This window comes from Pelagibius sp. CAU 1746, assembly GCF_039839785.1.
In the GTDB taxonomy this organism is placed as follows: Bacteria; Pseudomonadota; Alphaproteobacteria; order Kiloniellales; family Kiloniellaceae; genus Pelagibius.
Genome location: NZ_JBDOQT010000002.1, coordinates 33,665 through 49,828, shown reverse-complemented (window position 1 = coordinate 49,828; position 16,164 = coordinate 33,665). Strand labels below are relative to the sequence as shown.

Sequence of the window (16,164 nt, the reverse complement as noted above, 5' to 3'; positions counted from 1 at the left end):
GGCTTATAGCTGGCATTTGACGCTAATTCGGGGCTTCAGGTTTCTGTCAGTCTGCGCGCCTAGGGTGAACCTCAGTGGACGCGGGCGCCGGGGCCGAATTCGGCCCGGGCGTCATTTTTTTGGGAAGGATTGCGATCCCGGCGTGTTGTCAATCGAAGTCCGGCATCGGTGAGGGTTTGCCGCCGGCAACGACAAGTCACGACGACGAGGATCTACGACCAGGTGCCGGTTGGATGTGCTTTCCCTTCGCGACCCTGCTCCGGACCCTCAGACGCCGCGGTCCGGACATCTTTCCGCACCGCTGCTGTTGACCGGGGACGCCGGTTTCGGCGGCTCCAGTCCTCCGAAACGTAGAACGAGAGCGAGCGGTCAGACGTATTAACTGGCGGTTAAGTGGCGGTCCCTAGGGTGCCGCAAACGATATAACAAGGAGTTACAGGTAAGATGCAGCGGATACACGGCATGATCGGCGCCGCTCAGGAGACGCTCCGAGAGGTTCAGCCGTCCTCTGAGGAAACGGGCTGCCGCGCCCTGACCGGTGACGAATTGCGGCAGGCCAAACGCTCCTATGTGACCGGACGCTTCGATCTCGGCCGGGCGGCTTGCCTTTTGACAGGCGCGGCCACGCCCAAGGCCGGCGACCTGATGCTTGCCCGTGTCGCTCGCATCGGCCATCACCGCAAGCTGGAGAGCCCGGAGGGGCGCCGCCAGGCCCTCTTCGTCGACGATCTCATTCTGCTTTGCTATGGCGCCCGCTATGCCAGCGACCAGTTCGAAGCGCTGCTGCCCGATAGTCTGGAGAGCTGCAATCTGGTGGCCGCCGGAGGCATCGCCGCGATCTGCACCGGCAAGCATTCCGGCGCGCGCAAGCCAACGGAGATAGAGCCCCTGGGGCTGGTCGCCGACGCGCAAGGCCGGGTGCTGAATCTGAGCCGGGTCGCCGAGACGCGCTCCAAGCCCGGCGTCCAGCGCCCCTTCGCGCTGGCGGTGGTTGGGACCGCGATGAACGCCGGCAAGACCACCACCGTAGCCGCCATGATACGCGGGCTGGCCAGGAACGGCCTCAAGGTCGGCGCCGCCAAGATCACCGGCACGGGTGCGGGCTGCGACCGCTGGGCCATGGTCGATGCCGGCGCCGCGGCGGTGCTGGACTTCACCGACTTCGGTCATGCCTCCACCTACCTGGTGCCGGTGGCGGAGACCGCGTCGATCCTCGAAGCTGCTGTCGCCGCATTGGGGCGCGAGGGCTGCGACGTTGTCGTGGTCGAACTCGCCGACGGGCTGCTGTTCCCCGAGACCGCCGAACTGGTGGAGAACTCCAGCTTCACCCGTCTGATCAGCGGCATGATCCTGGCCGCCGGGGATTCCATGAGCGCCGGATACGGAGCGCACTGGCTGGCCAGCCGCAAGCTGCCGCTGTTGGCCTTGGCCGGCAAGTTGACATCCAGCCCGTTGATGGTGCGCGAGGCGGAGGCCGCCTGCGATATTCCGGTGGTCGCGCTCGAAGAATTCGAGTCCGGCGCCTGGACGCAGCGGGTCGCCTATGACGGCAAGCGCGACGCGGCCTGATTCGCAACGCACAGTTCGATTGTCACAGTGATGAAACTGCCAAGCCTCTTTGCCGGTTCGCGCCGCACGGACTTCGCCCTGCTGGTGCTCAACGGCATTCTGCAAGCGGCCGGCGCGGTGGCCACCGCGCTGGTGGTGCAGCAAGGGTTCGACGGGCTGCTGGCCGGAAGCGATAGCGAAGCGGCGCAGGGACTGTCGGTCGTCGCCATTCTGATCGGCATTGCCGTCGCCAACGCGGGGCTGCGCTACCGCGAACACCTGGATGCCGAGCGGGTCGGCCAGTCCTACGTTCATGCGCTGCGGCTGCGGCTCTACCGCCACCTTCTGCGTGTCGGCCCGGGGATCACCGGAAAGATTAGCCGCGGTGCGGTGACACTGCGCTTCGTCGGCGATCTCACGGCGCTGCGCCGCTGGGTCAGTCTTGGTCTGGCGCGACTGCTGGTGGGCAGTGTGGTGGTGGTCCTGGCGCTGGCGGCACTGGCGGCGATCGAGCCGGTGATCGCGCTGGCGGTGGCCGCCGGCGTGGCGATGGCGGGGCTGCTCGGACTGGGTCTGGGCAACCGTCTGCAGGCGACGACCCGCGACGTCCGGCGCCGGCGCGGGCATCTGGCGGCGCTGCTGACCGACCGCGTCGCCCATCTACACCTGATCCAGGCCTTCGGGCAGGAACGGCGCGAGGCCGAGCGCTTCAAGAACCTGAGCCGCCGCCTCAAGGCGGCCTTCATCGGGCGCGCCAAGTCCATCGGCCTGCTGCGCGCCCTTGCCGATGCCGGAGCGGCGGCGGCCGGTCTCTGTGCGCTGCTGGTCGGTGCGCAGATGGTTTCCCTGGGCGCGGCCAGTCCCGGCGCGGTGGTGGCCGCCATGCTGGTGGCCGGCCTGTTGGCGCCGCGCCTTCAGGAATTGGGCCGCATCTACGAGTACTGGACCGCAGCATCCATTGCCCGGGAAAAGCAGGAGCGCCTGCTGCGCCTGCGCATTCCGCGCGGCGGCGCCAAGGCCGGCGGCGGCCGCCGGCTGGCCGAGGGCGCGGGCGAGGTGGCGCTGCACGGCGTTGCCTTGAAAGGTCTGTTGCCGCCGCTCGACCTGAAAGTCTCGCCCGGCGAGCGAATCTGCATCCTGGGCGACAACGGTAGCGGCAAGTCCTCCCTGCTTCAGGTCATGGCCGGCCTGCGGCGCCCGGACGCCGGGCGGGTCGAGTTGAACGGCCAGGACCTCGCAGTCACCGACGCCCGCCAACTGCGCCGGGCGGTCGGCCTGGTGTCCTGCGACCTGCCGCTGCTGCGCGGCTCCCTGCGCTTCAACTTGCGCTACGGCCGGCCCGAGGCTTCCGACGAGGCTCTGGCGGAAGTGATCGAGCGTTGTGGGCTTTCCGCCCTGGTCGCCCGCCTGCCGCAGGGGCTGGATACTCCGCTCAAGGAACAGCAGGGCCGTTTTTCCGCAGGGGAACGCCTGCGCATTGCATTGGCGCGAGGGCTGCTTTGCGGACCGCAGGTCCTGCTGCTTGACGAGATGGACGCGCATCTCGACGCCGAGGGCGGGAGGGATCTGGAGCGGATCATCGCAACCTTCGACGGCCCGGTTGTCTTCATCACCCATCGCCCGGATTGGGCCCGGCTCGCCCATCGTGTGATTACGCTCCGCGCCGGCAGGCCGGCCGAGATCCTGTCCGCGGCCGACCGGCCGCTGGTCCGCCTGAGAGAGGTTCAATGACGACCCGGCTTTCGATACCATCCGCCATGCAGGCGGACAGTCTGAGTGCCTGCGCCATCTCGGCCCTGCCGGGCCGCCTGGTCATGCGGCCCGCCGAGGGCAGGGAGATGGAAGCGGGCGGGCGGCCCGATTACTTCCTCTTCCAGCCGGAGGACGCCGATCTCGCGCGGCCGCCGCTGGTGGCCGTCCACGGTATCTCCCGAAATGCCGAGGCACACGTTAAAGCCTTTGCCGAGGTCGCCGTGGCCCAGCGGCGGCTGCTCATCGCGCCGCATTTCGACGAACGGCGCTTCGACGGCTTTCAGCGCGTTGCGCGCGGCACCGAGGCGGCTGTCGACTCGCTGTGGCGGGACGTCGAGCGTGTTACAGGGCGCGCGCTGGATCGTGTCGACATGCTGGGCTTTTCCGGCGGCGCGCAGTTCGCTCACCGCTATGCCATGCTGCATCCCCAACGGGTCGCCTCCCTCATTCTTGTGGCGGCGGGCTGGTACACCTTTCCGAGCGAGACCGATCGCTTTCCCTACGGAGTGATGCCCAGCGGCGGACGCGGACGCCGCGCCGCGGCGAACTTGGCGCAATTCCTCGCCATCCCGACACTGGTTTTGGTGGGCAGCCGGGATTGTCAGCGCGACGCCGCCTTGCGCCAGACTCCCGATGTGGACATCAAGCAAGGACTCAACCGGGTCGAACGCGGAGGCCGGTGGAGCTGCGCCGTTCTGCAGACCGCGTTGCGCCTGGGCGTCGCGCCCCGGGTGCAGTTCGCGATGCTGCCCGGCTGCGGCCATGCCTTCGACGACTGCGTGGCGGTGGGCGGTCTGGCCGGCTTCGTCAATCATTGGCTTCAGCGATAGCGGCGGTGCCGCCAGCGGACCGTCCCGGCGACGCGGGCGCTGCCTGCGCCTGCCATGGAAAAGTGAAGTAGTGAGGAGAGATTCTATGCGTTGGTTTTCAAGATTCAGCTCGCGTCGCCTGGCGCGTTTGGCCCTGGCCGTGCCGCTGGTTGCGGCTCTGGGTGCCTGTGCCATGGATCGCGGGCCCGACACCCGCGACATCGGGCTCGACCTCTGGACCGGCGAGCCCGCCGCGGCCGGCGTGACCCTGCCGCAGGTGCAGGTCACGCACGGTAGCCGCACCATCAGCGGGCCGAAGGTTTGGGCCGATCCCAAGAGCGGCCAGACGATACAGGTTTACGAACGCAGCAACCCGGAAGCCGACGGCGTGAAGACCCAGTACTTCACGCGCCGCCCCGACGGGCAGGCGCTGGGCCGTGTTTACGATTCCCGGCCGGGCCGGGCCGACCGCTACTTCGTGGACGATGCCTTCTTTCCGCTGGGCACCTGGGGGCGTGGCGAGAGCCGGACCTTCGAGGCCGTGGAGTACACCGAAGACGGCCCGCAGGCCCGCAGCATCACCATCAAGATCCGCCGCCTGGATTTCACCTTCCGCGACGTCCCGCACTCTTTGCGCTATGACTGGATCATGAGCGACGAGCGGGGCAACGTGATCTACAACGAGCGCTACGTCTATAGCCCGGGCGTCGGCTTCGCGGCCTTCGACAACCGCCTGAAATGATTGATCCGATGGCCGCGGCCGGGCGCTATGGCCGCGGTGCGCCGTCCCCGGCGAAGCGCCCGCCGAGGCGGTAGCGGTCGCCGGGGTGCAGCAGGCGGGCCCAGGTGACCGGCCGCTTGCCGGACCAGGTCTGGCGGCGCAGCAGCAGGCAGGGCTCGCCCGCTTTCATCTCCAGCAGCTTACGCTCCTCGGGCGTCGGCATGACCGCCATGACCAAGTGCTCGGCCTCGCTGATCGGGGCCGCCTGGGTGAGGTACTTGTGCGGCGTGAGCAAGCGGAAGTCCTGATCCAGGTAATCGGGCGCCATCTTCGGATTGACGTAGCGGTCCTCCAACTGCACCGGCCGGCCGTTCTCGCGGTGGACGATGAGCGAATGGAACAGCGTCTCGCCGCGTGCCAGCCCGAGGTGCTTGGCTTCCAGGGCGCGGGCGCGCTCGCGCCGCACGAAGAGTATCTCAGTGCTGTGCTCGTGCCCGCGGGCGCGGATCTCCTCGGCGATGTTGCGCACGGCGAGGATTTCCGACTGCGGCTTGGGCGGGGCGACGAAGGTGCCGGCGCCCTGGATGCGTTCCAGCCAACCCTCGGCGGTGAGCTCGCGCAGGGCGCGGTGCACCGTCATGCGGCTGACCCGCAGCTCGCGCGTCAGCTCGTTTTCCGAAGGCACCTTCGTTTCCTCGGGCCAGTCGCCGGCGGCGATGCGCCCGACGATGTAGTCCTTGACCTGCTGATAGAGCGGCGTGTCGGTGCTGGCGGTCAGGCTCATGGAGAAAGGCGAGCGCTCTCTGGCAGGGGCCTCCGCAAATCCCGAGAGGTTGGCGGCGGCGGCCCGTTGATCTATACCAACTTGTATATACAACAGCGGGCCCCCTGACCAGTTCGCAGCGGCGGCGCGCAATGAAGGATTATTTCATGGAGCTCTTCCGCGTCACCGAGGGCAGTCTGCCGCTGCTGGTTTCCATGCCCCATCCCGGCACCTACGTGCCGCCGGAGATCGCCGCGCGCATGACCGGGGTGGCGAAGACGGTGCCGGACACCGACTGGCACATTCCGCAGCTCTATGACTTCCTGGCGGAGCTGGACGTCTCGGTGATCCAGGCGACCCACTCGCGCTACGTCATCGACCTGAACCGCGCGCCCGACAACCGCGCGCTCTACGCCGGGGCGAGCAACACCGAGCTCTGTCCCCTGCAGACCTTCGCCATGGAAGACATCTATCTGCCCGGCGAAGCCCCGGACGAGAACGAAGTCGCCGCGCGCCGCGAGGCTTACTGGCAGCCCTATCACGACCGCCTGGCCGAGACCCTGGCGGCGATCAAGGCGACGCACGGCCTGGCCCTGCTGTGGGACGCCCATTCGATCCGCAGCGAGGTGCCGCGCTTCTTCGAGGGGCGCCTGCCGGATCTGAACCTGGGCACCGGCGACGGCGGCGCGGCGGCCGCCAGCCTGCTGGACATCCTGACCGCCGTGGCCCGCGACGCCGGCCACCTCGGTTATACGCATGCCGCCAACGGGCGCTTCAAGGGCGGCTACATCACGCGCCGCTACGGGGACCCGGACAACGGCGTTCACGCGGTGCAGTTGGAACTCTCCGAGATCACCTACATGGACGAGGACCCGCCCTTCGCCTTCCGCGACGACCTGGCGGAGAAGGTCCGCCCGGTGCTTTCGGGCCTCATACACACCCTGCTCGCCTGGGCGGAAATGGAACAGCAGGGGTAGGCGCCTTTTGAGACAGAGATTTGCGGTCTCCACCCCCCTCCCAACCTCCCCCCATCAAGGGGGGAGGGGAAGTTGTTAGTCACCTCGAAAACCATTCCCTCCCCCTTCGATGGGGGAGGGTTAGGGTGGGGGTGACACCCTTGCCGCTTCAAGCCGCTTACAAATTCAGGCGATCGAACGGGACTCCCGTCAGCCGCCGCGTACGATCATTCCGTCTTTGACGACCTGGCGGCAAGGGTTGTGGCCGATGCGGTAGGCCAGCTCGGCCGGGTGGGAGATGTCCCAGAGCACGAAGTCGGCGGCCTTGCCGGCCTCCAGGGTGCCGTGGGTTTCCTGCATTCCCAGTGCCCGGGCGCCGTTGCGGGTGACGCCGGCCAAGGCCTCTTCCGGGGTCAGGCGGAAGAGGGTGCAGCCCATGTTCAGGATCAGCAGCAGCGAGGTGACCGGCGAGGAGCCGGGGTTGCTGTCGGTGGCCAGTGCGATGGGCACCCCGGCCCTGCGGAAGGCCTCTACCGGCGGCATCTTGGTCTCGTGCAGCACATAGAACGCGCCGGGCAGCAGCACGGCGACGGTGCCCATGAGGGCCATGGCCCGCACGCCGTCTTCGCCGGTGTATTCCAGGTGGTCGGCGGAGAGCGCGTTGAAGCGGGCCGCCAGCGCCGCGCCCTTCAGGTCGGAGAGCTGGTCGGCGTGCAGCTTCACCGGCAGCCCGGCTGCCTCGGCGGCGGAGAAGACGCGGGCGATCTGCTCGGGATAGAAGGCGATCCGCTCGCAGAAGCCGTCGACGGCGTCGGCCAGGCCCGAGCCCGCGATCTCCGGCAGCATGGCGATGACCGCATCGACGTAGTCCTCCGGCCGGCGGTCGAACTCCGGCGGCAGGGCGTGGGCGCCCAGGAAGGTGGTCTTGACCGTCACCGGCGCGCTTTCGCCCAGGCGCCGGGCGACGCGCAGCATCTTCAGCTCGTGCTCCAGCGACAGGCCGTAGCCGGACTTGATCTCCAGGGTGGTCACGCCCTCGGCCAGCAGGTCGTTGAGACGCGGCAGGGCCTGGGCGTAAAGCTCGTCCTCGCTGGCCGCGCGGGTCTGTTCCACCGTGTAGCGGATGCCGCCGCCGGCTTTGGCGACCTCTTCATAGGAGGCGCCGTTGAGGCGCAGCTCGAACTCGCGTGCCCTGTCGCCGCCGTAGACCAGGTGGGTGTGGCAGTCGACGAGGCCGGGGGTGATCCAGGCGCCGCCGGCCTCGTGGACCCGGCGGGCCAGGCTGGCCGGCGCACCGGGCAGATCGGCGGCGGGCCCGGCGAAGGCGATGCGCCCGCCGTCCACCGCCAGGGCGGCCTCGGCGATAGCTCCATAGGGCGGGGCTGAGGCGGCGTTCTCCGCCCCGGCAGCCGCCATGGTGGCCAGGTTCGCCCCCGTCCAGAGATCGTCCCACATACCTATTGCCCTACCGTCATATGCGGTCCTCTCACTCCCCGAGTTGTATAGACAACTTTGTTGCCTTACCCTCGAGGATCCCATGTGGCAAGACCGCTAACCCGCATTTTCATAGCAGGACTCGATGGCGAACCCTAAGTTTTTTGCCGCGCAGGCTTTCCTTCCGCAGGGCTGGGCCGAGTCCGTCCTCTTCGAGCTGGACGATTCTGGCAGCCTCCTGAGCGTGACGCCGGGAGAGGCCGCGCCGGCGGGCGCCGAAATCGCCAAGGGTCCGGTGCTTCCCGGCATGCCCAACCTGCACAGCCATGCCTTCCAACGCGCCATGGCCGGCCTGGCCGAGCACGTGCGACCGGGTGGCGGGAAAGAAGATTCCTTCTGGACCTGGCGCGAGGTCATGTACCGCTTCGTCGCGTCGATCACCCCGGAGCAGCTCGAGGCCATCGCCACCCAGCTCTACGTCGAGATGTTGAAGGCCGGTTATACGGCGGTGGGCGAGTTCCACTACCTGCACCACGGGCCAGATGGCCGACCCTACGACGACATCGCGGAGATGTCGCGGCGCACCCTGGCCGCAGCGGAGACCGCGGGCATCGGCATCACCCAGTTGCCGGTGCTCTACGGCTACGGCGGTTTCGGGGCTCAGAAGGCGGGGGAGGGGCAGCGGCGCTTCTTCAATGATCCCGATACCTTGCTGCGCATCGTCGAGACCCTTACGGTGGCCTCTCGGCAAGACCCGCAGGTGCGGGTCGGCGTCGCGCCGCACTCTTTGCGCGCGGTCACGCCTGAGACATTGGATGAGGTGGTGAAGGGCATGACCGCCCTGGATCCCACGGCGCCGGTCCACCTCCACATCGCCGAGCAAATGAAGGAGGTGGAGGATTGCGAGGCCTGGTGCGGTCAGCGCCCGGTCGAGCACCTGATGGAGACCGCGCCGCCGGATCAGCGCTGGTGCCTGGTCCACGCCACCCACATGAACGCGGTGGAGACGGCGGCGGTCGCGGCCTCCGGCGCGGTGGTCGGCCTCTGCCCGACGACCGAGGCCAACCTCGGCGACGGCCTTTTTCCGGCGGAGAACTATCTCGCCCACGGCGGGCGCTGGGGCATCGGCTCCGACAGCCACATCTCCGTCAGCCCCCTGGAGGAGCTGCGCTGGTTCGAGTACGGCCAGCGCCTCGCCTGGCGCCGCCGCAACGTGCTGGCGGGGGAGGGGGCGAAGGCGTCGCTGGGCCAGCGTCTCTACGGCGAGGCCCTGGCCGGCGGCGCCCAGGCGCTGGGCCAGCCCATCGGCGCCCTGGCGGCGGGCAAGCGCGCCGACCTGCTGGTGCTCGACCCCGAGCATCCGGAGGTGGGCTCGATGCCGAGGAAGCGCCTGCTCGACGCCGTGGTCTTCGCCGGCAACTGCAACCCCGTCCGCGACGTCATGGTCGGCGGCCGCTGGGTGGTGCAGGAGGGAAGGCACCGGGCCGAGGAGCGGGTGCAGACGGCCTATCTGACAACCGTGAGAACCCTGCTGGCCTGAGCCGTCAGCGATCCACTTGACTCCTGCGGGCGGCTCCTATATTTAACTCATCAGTTATTTAACCAGATGGTTATTGAGCAATGCAGACCGACCCTCTCAGCCAGACCTTCGCGGCGCTTGCCGACCCGACCCGCCGGGCGATCCTGGCGCGGCTCTGTTCCGGTGAGGCCACGGTGAGCGAGTTGGCCGAGCCCTTCGACATGAGCCTGCCCGCCGTCTCCAAACACCTGAAGGTGCTGGAGCGCGCCGGGCTGATCAGCCGCGGCCGCGAGGCCCAGTGGCGGCCCTGTCATCTGGAGGCGGGTCCCCTGAAGGACGCGAGCGGCTGGCTGGAGCGCTATCGCCAGTTCTGGGAGCAGAGCCTCGACCGCCTGGAGAGTTACCTTGACGAGTTGCAGATGAAAGGAAAGCCCCGTGGCCGCAAGTCCTGACCTCGCCCGCGAGCCCGAAGACCGCGTCCTGGTCATCACCCGGGTGCTGGATGCGCCGCGTGCCCTGGTGTTCAAGGTCTGGACCCAGCCGGAGCACCTGGTGCGCTGGTGGGGTCCGAAGGGCTTCACCCTGCCGGACTGCACGGTCGAGCTGCGCCCCGGCGGCGCTTTCCGTTGCCTTATGCGTTCACCGGAAGGAACCGATCATCGCATGCACGGTGCCTTCCGCGAGATCGTGGAACCGGAGAAGGTTTCCTTCACCTGGGCCTGGGTCGACGAGGAAGGCCACGCCGGTCACGAGACGCTGGTGACGGTGCTGCTGGAAGAAGCCGGCGCGGATGGCGCCCAGACGAAGCTCACGTTGCATCACGCGGTCTTTGAATCGGAAAGCGCGCGCGACGCCCACAACGGCGGCTGGAGCGAATGCATGGAGCGCCTCGCCGCCTACGTGGCAGGTCTTTAGGAGAGAATCATGGATGCACTGTCAATGACGCAACTCGGGGTCGGCTACACACTGACCCTCAACCGCGAGCTCGACGCCCCGCGTGAGCTGGTCTTCCGGGCCTGGACCGATCCGCTGCACCTCGCCCGCTGGTGGGGCCCCGCCGGATTCACGAACCCGGTCTGCGAGTTCGAAGCCAGGCCGGGCGGGCGTATCCACATCGACATGACCGGGCCCGACGGCGCGGTCTACCCCATGGGCGGCGAGGTTCTGGAAGTAGATCCGCCTGCGCGCCTGGTGTTCTTTTCCACCGCTTTCGAAAACGCCGAAGGCGTTCCCGGCCTGAAGGTTCTCAACACCGTGAGCTTCGTGGACGACGGCGACCGCACCATCGTTCAACTGGAGGCGCGGGTGGTGAAGGCCGATCCGTCTGTTTCCGGCGCCCTGAGCGGCATGGAGCAAGGTTGGAGCCAGAGCTTGAATCGCCTGGCCGAGACCGTGGACGCAATCTATTCGCAATAGGGAGCATGAGATGAGCACGGATATCGAGGCGGTGATCCCGCATATCGTGGTGGACGACGCCGCCGCGGCCCTGGAGTTCTACCGGAAGGCCCTGGGCGCCGAAGAGGTGATGCGGGTTCCCGCCGATGATGGCAAGCGCCTGCTGCATTCGGAGATGAAGCTCGGCGGGAGCCGGGTCTTCGTCCGCGACGCCTTTCCGGAGCATTGCGGGTCCGGCGGCAAGGACGGCTCGCCGAAGACCTTTGGGGGGACGGCGGTGACGCTGCACCTGCGGGTCGCCGATTGCGACGCCGCGGTGGAGCGCGCGGCCGGCGCCGGCGCGGTCGTGGTCATGCCGCCGGAGGACGCCTTCTGGGGAGACCGCTTCGCGGTGGTGGCCGATCCCTATGGCCACGCCTGGAGTTTCGCCCACACGTTGGAGAGGGACTCGGCGTGACCGCAGGCCGCAAATCCGCCGAGGAACCGACCGTGCCGCGAGGGGACGGCGGCGCCGTGATACTGACGACGCCTTCCGACCTGGAGGTCGTCATCACGCGCCGCTTCACGGCGCCGCGGGCCCTGGTCTTCAAGGCCTGGACGGAACCCCGTCATGTGGTGCGTTGGTGGGGGCCCGACGGTTTTCGCACGACGCGCTGTGAGATCGATCTCAGACCGGCCGGCCGCTATCTCATCGAAATGACGGGACCCGACGGGAAGACCTACCCGACAGAGGGCACTTATCTGGAAGTCTCGCCGCCGGCGCGACTGGTTTTCGATCAGTTCTTCGGGTGTCTCGGCCAGCCCGAGACGATCTCGCGGGTGACCGTCACCTTCGAAGAGGATGGCGCCGAGACCACCGTGACTATTCATACGCTCTGCGAGACGGTGGCGCACCGCGACGCTCTCATTGAGATCGGAGTGGAGAAGGGCTGGAGCGAGACCTTCGAACATCTCGCGGCCTACCTGCCGGAATGCGCCCGCAATACTTAACCGAGGGAGAATGAAAGATGGAACACGCAGTCGTTTCCCGCGAAGAATGGCTGACCGCGCGCAAGGCGCACCTCGAGGCCGAGAAGGAATTGAGCCGGCAACGCGACAGGCTCATGGAACAGCGCCGTGCCCTGCCTTGGGTCGCGGTCAAGACGGACTACGTTTTCGATGGTCCGAAGGGGCCTGTCGCGCTGGCCGATCTGTTCCAGGGACGCAGTCAGCTCTTGGTGCAGCACTTCATGCTCGGCCCGGGTTGGGCCGAGGGCTGCTCCGGCTGCGCCTTCATGGCCGACCATGTCGACTCCGCGCGTCAGCACTTCGAGCACGCGGACCTTTCCTTCGCAGCCGTGTCGCGCGCACCCATCGGCGAGATCGAGGCCTTCAAGGATCGCATGGGATGGCGGTTTCAATGGGTCTCCTCGAACCGGAACAGCTTCAACTACGATTTCAACGTTTCTTTCACCGACGAGGAGTTGAAGAAGGGCGAGGCGGTCTACAACTATCGCACCATCGATCCGGGTATCGACGAGCTTCCGGGGTGCAGCGTCTTCGCAAAGAACGAAGCCGGCGAAGTGTTCCATACCTACTCGTCCTATGCCCGCGGCTGCGAGCAGTTGCTTGGCGCGTTTGGGTTTCTGGATATGGTGCCCAAGGGCCGCAACGAACCCAACGCCATCATGGAGTGGGTGAAGCTGCACGACAACTATGACGACGCGGGGGCCTCCTGTTGTCATTCGGCGGCGGATTGAGGCCAAGGGAGAACGTTGCCGCCGCCAGGTTTTCAATCGGCCCGGCGGGCGCGGAGCGCCGCGCCCATTGCGCCGGCTCATGATCGGGAGACATCTCATGACCAATCAAGTTTCCGCCTTTCGCTGGGCGCCCGAGTTCGCACAGGGTTTCGTCCGGGATCTTCGCGTGCGCTGGGCGTTGGAGGAGGCTGGTCTGCCCTATGAGGCCGTATTGCTTGGAATGGAGGACAAGGATTCGGAGGAGTATCGCACCTGGCAGCCGTTCGGACAGGTGCCGGCCTATCGGGATGGCGAGGTCGAGATGTTCGAGTCTGGCGCCATCGTGCTGCACATCGCGGAAAAATCGGAAATCCTCTGCCCGCGCGATGCAGCCGGGCGCGCGCGGGTGATGACCTGGGTGATCGCCGCGCTGAACTCCGTCGAGCCCTTCGCCTGGAACATCATCTTCTTCGATGGCGAAGGTGCCGGCGAGGAATGGGCGAAGAAGCATCGCAAGGAGCTGGAGGAGACTCTGGACCGCAAGCTCTCCCCCTTGCAGCAGCGTCTTGCCGCACAGGACTATCTCGAGAAGGATTTCTCCGCTGCTGACATCATCATGAGCACCGCGCTGCGCGAGCTTGCTCACTTCGGCACGCTGGCGGGTTATCCGGCCCTTGCCGCCTATGTGGAAAGGTGTACGCAACGACCGGCCTTTGTCCGGGCACTGGACGCTCAGATGAAGCCGTTCCGGGAGAACGCCGCGGCCTGATGCCCGGCAGCGAACAAGCAAACAGTCAATACGTTGAGGGGGCGGGCCGCAGTCGGCCCATCGCCGGCATGAAAGGGGGAACCGCCTGATGCTTTCTGTTGCCGAAACAGACTTCCCGCCGAAGCGGGAACTGGTGCTGACCCGGCTCATCGATGTGCCGCGCGAGAAGCTGTTCCGCTGCTGGACGGAGCCCGAACTGCTGAAGCAGTGGTTCGCGCCGCTGCCCTATAAGATCACTGCTGCCGAACTGGACGTGCGTCCGGGCGGCTCAACGTTTCTCATCATGCGCAGTCCGGAAGGACAGGACATACCGCTGGACGGCGTCTATCTGGAGGTCGTGGAGAACGAGCGTATCGTCACCACCGATGCCTATACGTCTGCCTGGGAGCCATCGGAGAAGCCGTTTTTCACCGCGATCGTCACCTTCGAGGAGGATGGCGGCAAGACACGTTACACCGCACGGGCGCGCCACTGGACCCTGGAGGACTGCGAAGCGCACGAGAAGATGGGCTTCCACGAAGGCTGGGGCCAGTGCGCCGATCAGCTCGCGGCGCTGGCGGCGACGCTGTAAGGCAGTCTCGGATGAAGAACGCCGGAACACTGAAGGTGACCGCTGTTGGCGCGCGCGATGTCCACTTCGAGCGCGTCTTCGAGGCGCCGCGTGAGGCCGTCTTCGCTGCCCTCACACAGGCGGACAAGGTGAAAGCCTGGATGGGGCCGCGCGGCTGCCGCCTCGTAGTGTGCGACATCGATCTTACGGTGGGCGGTGCCTACCGCTACGTCATGAGCACGCCCGACGGCGGGGAAATGGGCTGGGGCGGCGTATACCGCGAGATCGATGCGCCTCGGCATCTTGTCCACACCGAATCCTTCGATGACTGGCCGACGATGGAGTCCGTGATCACGACCGAGCTGAGCGAGCGGGGCGGCAAGACGGTCTTCTTTGCCAAGATCCGCTACGCCTCGCGAGAAACGCGTGACGCGGTGCTCGCTTCCGGCATGGAGCACGGCGCGGCGGAGAGTTATGACCGGCTCGCCGAACTGCTGGCGGCTTAGCTTTCCGCCGCCGCGCGACTAAGACAGCAGCGACACACGCTGTCGTATATGCAAGAGACTCTCTTGCTCCTATCCTTCAGCCTGAACCGGAAAATACAGCCGAAAACGGCCGTGGAAGGAGACAGGATGGCGAGGGAAGCGGGACGCCGGCGGGCGCGGCAAGGGGCAGGAGCCAGAGGCGGGGGGCGCGGCCAGACTGGGTTGCGGCAGCCGCCCTGGCGGTCGCTGGAGAACCCCTACCAGCCGCTCGAGGTGCTTTCTCCCGAGCAGATCGAGATGATCGGCGATGCGGCCTTTCGCATCCTGGAAGACGTCGGCATGGACTTTCTGCACCCCGAGGCGCTGGAGATTCTCTCCAAGGCCGGCGCCGAGGTGGAGCCCGGCAGCGAGCGGGTGCGCTTCGACCGCGGCCTGGTGAAAGAGGTCCTCGCCCATGCCCCCGCACAGTTCACCCTGCATGCCCGCAACCCCGAACACGATCTTGCTATCGGCGGACGGCACGTTGCCTTTGGTTCCGTCGCCTCGGCGCCCAACGCCTCGGACCTGGACGCTGGCCGCCGTCCCGGAAACCAGCACGACTACCGGAATTTCCTGCGCCTGACCCAGGCTTTCAATATCGTTCACTTCATTGCCGGCTATCCCGTCGAACCCGTGGACCTGCATCCGGCGACCCGTCACCTGGATGCCATCCGGGATTGTATCGTCCTGACCGACAAGGCTTTTCACGCATACTCCCTGGGCCGCACGCGTATTCTGGATGCCCTGGAGATCGTGCGCCTGGGGTTCGGCCTGTCGGAGAGCGAACTGGCCGAAGCGCCGCGTCTCTTCACCATCGTCAACACCTCCTCGCCGCTGCGCCTCGACGGACCGATGATCGAGGGGGTGATCGAGATGGCGCGGCGCAACCAGGTGGTGGCGATCACGCCCTTCACGCTGTCCGGCGCCATGAGCCCGGCGACCTTGGCGGGGGCGCTGGCCCAGCAGCATGCCGAGGCCATGGCCGGGCTCGCTTTCGCGCAGATGGTCAACCCCGGTGCGCCGGTGATCTACGGCGGTTTCACCTCCAACGTCGACATGAAGTCCGGCGCGCCCGCGTTCGGGACGCCGGAATACACCCGCGCGGCTATCGCCGGCGGGCAGCTCGCGCGCCACATCGGCATGCCTTACCGCTCCTCCAACGTCAACGCTGCCAACTGCGTCGACGCGCAGGCGGCTTACGAATCGCAGATGTCGATCTGGGGCGCGCTGATGGGCCAGGCCAACTTCATCATGCACGGCGCCGGCTGGCTTGAGGGCGGGCTCTGTGCGTCCTTCGAGAAGTTCGTTCTGGATGCCGAGATGCTGCAGATGATGGGCGAGGTCATGACGCCGCTGGAGGTGAGCGAGGAGGCCATCGGTCTGGAGGCCATCCGCGAGGTCGGCCCCGGCGGCCATTTCTTCGGCGCGGCGCACACGCTGGAACGTTACGAGAGCGCCTTCTACAGCCCAATCCTCTCCGACTGGCGCAACTTCGAGACTTGGCAGGAGGCCGGTTGCGAGACCGCGACGCAGCGCGCCAACCGGCTCTACAAGCAGGTTCTGGCGGATTACACACAGCCGCCGCTGGACCCGGCGATCCGCGAGGCGGTGGACGACTTTGTGGCGCGCCGCACGTCGGAAGGAGGTGCCGAGGCGGCGTGATTGGGTTATAGCAATGCCCTGACGCTCAACTCGGGAAGACGTTC

The 16,164-nt window shown here is 67.0% G+C and carries 18 protein-coding genes; 16 read left to right on the top strand and 2 right to left on the bottom strand.

The annotated features are described in order from the left end of the window. Positions 1 to 444: 444 nt before the first annotated feature. The 4 genes from AAFN88_RS17180 to AAFN88_RS17165 all read left to right on the top strand — a co-directional run bounded on the left by AAFN88_RS17180 (position 445) and on the right by AAFN88_RS17165 (position 4,851). The gene (locus tag AAFN88_RS17180; protein WP_347521758.1) at positions 445 to 1,569 is read left to right on the top strand and encodes a hypothetical protein; all 1,125 of its coding nucleotides are present in this window, start codon (positions 445 to 447) and stop codon (positions 1,567 to 1,569) included. 30 nt (positions 1,570 to 1,599) lie between these two features. Next, the gene (locus AAFN88_RS17175; protein WP_347521757.1) at positions 1,600 to 3,279 is read left to right on the top strand and encodes an ABC transporter ATP-binding protein; all 1,680 of its coding nucleotides are present in this window, start codon (positions 1,600 to 1,602) and stop codon (positions 3,277 to 3,279) included. Then, complete coding sequence (locus AAFN88_RS17170) at positions 3,276 to 4,130, top strand: alpha/beta fold hydrolase (RefSeq protein WP_347521756.1); 855 nt, start codon at positions 3,276 to 3,278, stop codon at positions 4,128 to 4,130. Before AAFN88_RS17175 ends, AAFN88_RS17170 begins: the two co-directional genes overlap by 4 nt. Before the next feature lie 85 nt (positions 4,131 to 4,215). Beyond that, positions 4,216 to 4,851 (top strand): hypothetical protein, encoded by a 636-nt coding sequence (locus AAFN88_RS17165; protein ID WP_347521755.1) that lies wholly within the window; start codon positions 4,216 to 4,218, stop codon positions 4,849 to 4,851. A gap of 25 nt (positions 4,852 to 4,876) precedes the next feature. Here AAFN88_RS17165 and hutC read toward each other — a convergent pair whose 3' ends face one another. Next, a complete protein-coding gene (hutC, locus tag AAFN88_RS17160; protein WP_347521754.1) occupies positions 4,877 to 5,614 on the bottom strand; it encodes a histidine utilization repressor in 738 nt (245 codons plus the stop codon). A gap of 131 nt (positions 5,615 to 5,745) precedes the next feature. On the opposite strand from hutC, the gene hutG reads away from it, so the two are divergent. Beyond that, entirely contained in the window at positions 5,746 to 6,570 is an 825-nt protein-coding gene (gene hutG / locus AAFN88_RS17155; protein ID WP_347521753.1) for an N-formylglutamate deformylase, read from the top strand. A 189-nt stretch (positions 6,571 to 6,759) separates the two neighbouring features. On the opposite strand, the gene hutI is transcribed toward hutG, so the two are convergent. Continuing rightward, positions 6,760 to 8,004, bottom strand: a complete 1,245-nt coding sequence (gene hutI / locus AAFN88_RS17150) for an imidazolonepropionase (RefSeq protein ID WP_347521752.1) — start codon at positions 8,002 to 8,004, stop codon at positions 6,760 to 6,762. A gap of 124 nt (positions 8,005 to 8,128) precedes the next feature. On the opposite strand from hutI, the gene AAFN88_RS17145 reads away from it, so the two are divergent. From AAFN88_RS17145 to AAFN88_RS17095, 11 genes are all read left to right on the top strand, one after another. Then, the gene (locus tag AAFN88_RS17145; protein ID WP_347521751.1) at positions 8,129 to 9,523 is read left to right on the top strand and encodes a formimidoylglutamate deiminase; all 1,395 of its coding nucleotides are present in this window, start codon (positions 8,129 to 8,131) and stop codon (positions 9,521 to 9,523) included. Between the two features lie 80 nt (positions 9,524 to 9,603). Continuing rightward, complete coding sequence (locus tag AAFN88_RS17140; protein WP_347521750.1) at positions 9,604 to 9,954, top strand: metalloregulator ArsR/SmtB family transcription factor; 351 nt, start codon at positions 9,604 to 9,606, stop codon at positions 9,952 to 9,954. Next, entirely contained in the window at positions 9,938 to 10,417 is a 480-nt protein-coding gene (locus tag AAFN88_RS17135) for an SRPBCC domain-containing protein (protein ID WP_347521748.1), read from the top strand. Before AAFN88_RS17140 ends, AAFN88_RS17135 begins: the two co-directional genes overlap by 17 nt. A gap of 9 nt (positions 10,418 to 10,426) precedes the next feature. Further along, positions 10,427 to 10,918 (top strand): SRPBCC domain-containing protein, encoded by a 492-nt coding sequence (locus AAFN88_RS17130; protein WP_347521747.1) that lies wholly within the window; start codon positions 10,427 to 10,429, stop codon positions 10,916 to 10,918. A 10-nt stretch (positions 10,919 to 10,928) separates the two neighbouring features. Next, on the top strand, positions 10,929 to 11,354 hold the full coding sequence (locus AAFN88_RS17125; RefSeq protein ID WP_347521746.1) for a VOC family protein: 426 nt from the start codon (positions 10,929 to 10,931) through the stop codon (positions 11,352 to 11,354). Beyond that, entirely contained in the window at positions 11,351 to 11,887 is a 537-nt protein-coding gene (locus AAFN88_RS17120; protein WP_347521745.1) for an SRPBCC domain-containing protein, read from the top strand. The genes AAFN88_RS17125 and AAFN88_RS17120 overlap by 4 nt, the downstream gene beginning before the upstream one ends. 17 nt (positions 11,888 to 11,904) lie before the next feature. Further along, the gene (locus AAFN88_RS17115; protein ID WP_347521744.1) at positions 11,905 to 12,636 is read left to right on the top strand and encodes a thioredoxin family protein; all 732 of its coding nucleotides are present in this window, start codon (positions 11,905 to 11,907) and stop codon (positions 12,634 to 12,636) included. Between the two features lie 97 nt (positions 12,637 to 12,733). Next, the gene (locus AAFN88_RS17110; protein ID WP_347521743.1) at positions 12,734 to 13,384 is read left to right on the top strand and encodes a glutathione S-transferase family protein; all 651 of its coding nucleotides are present in this window, start codon (positions 12,734 to 12,736) and stop codon (positions 13,382 to 13,384) included. An 88-nt stretch (positions 13,385 to 13,472) separates the two neighbouring features. Beyond that, entirely contained in the window at positions 13,473 to 13,955 is a 483-nt protein-coding gene (locus AAFN88_RS17105; RefSeq protein ID WP_347521741.1) for an SRPBCC family protein, read from the top strand. Positions 13,956 to 13,990: 35 nt separating this feature from the next. Further along, positions 13,991 to 14,440: an SRPBCC family protein gene (locus AAFN88_RS17100; RefSeq protein WP_347521740.1), complete on the top strand. Its 450-nt coding sequence runs from the start codon at positions 13,991 to 13,993 to the stop codon at positions 14,438 to 14,440. Positions 14,441 to 14,488: 48 nt separating this feature from the next. Beyond that, a complete protein-coding gene (locus tag AAFN88_RS17095; RefSeq protein ID WP_347521739.1) occupies positions 14,489 to 16,120 on the top strand; it encodes a trimethylamine methyltransferase family protein in 1,632 nt (543 codons plus the stop codon). Positions 16,121 to 16,164: the final 44 nt, after the last annotated feature.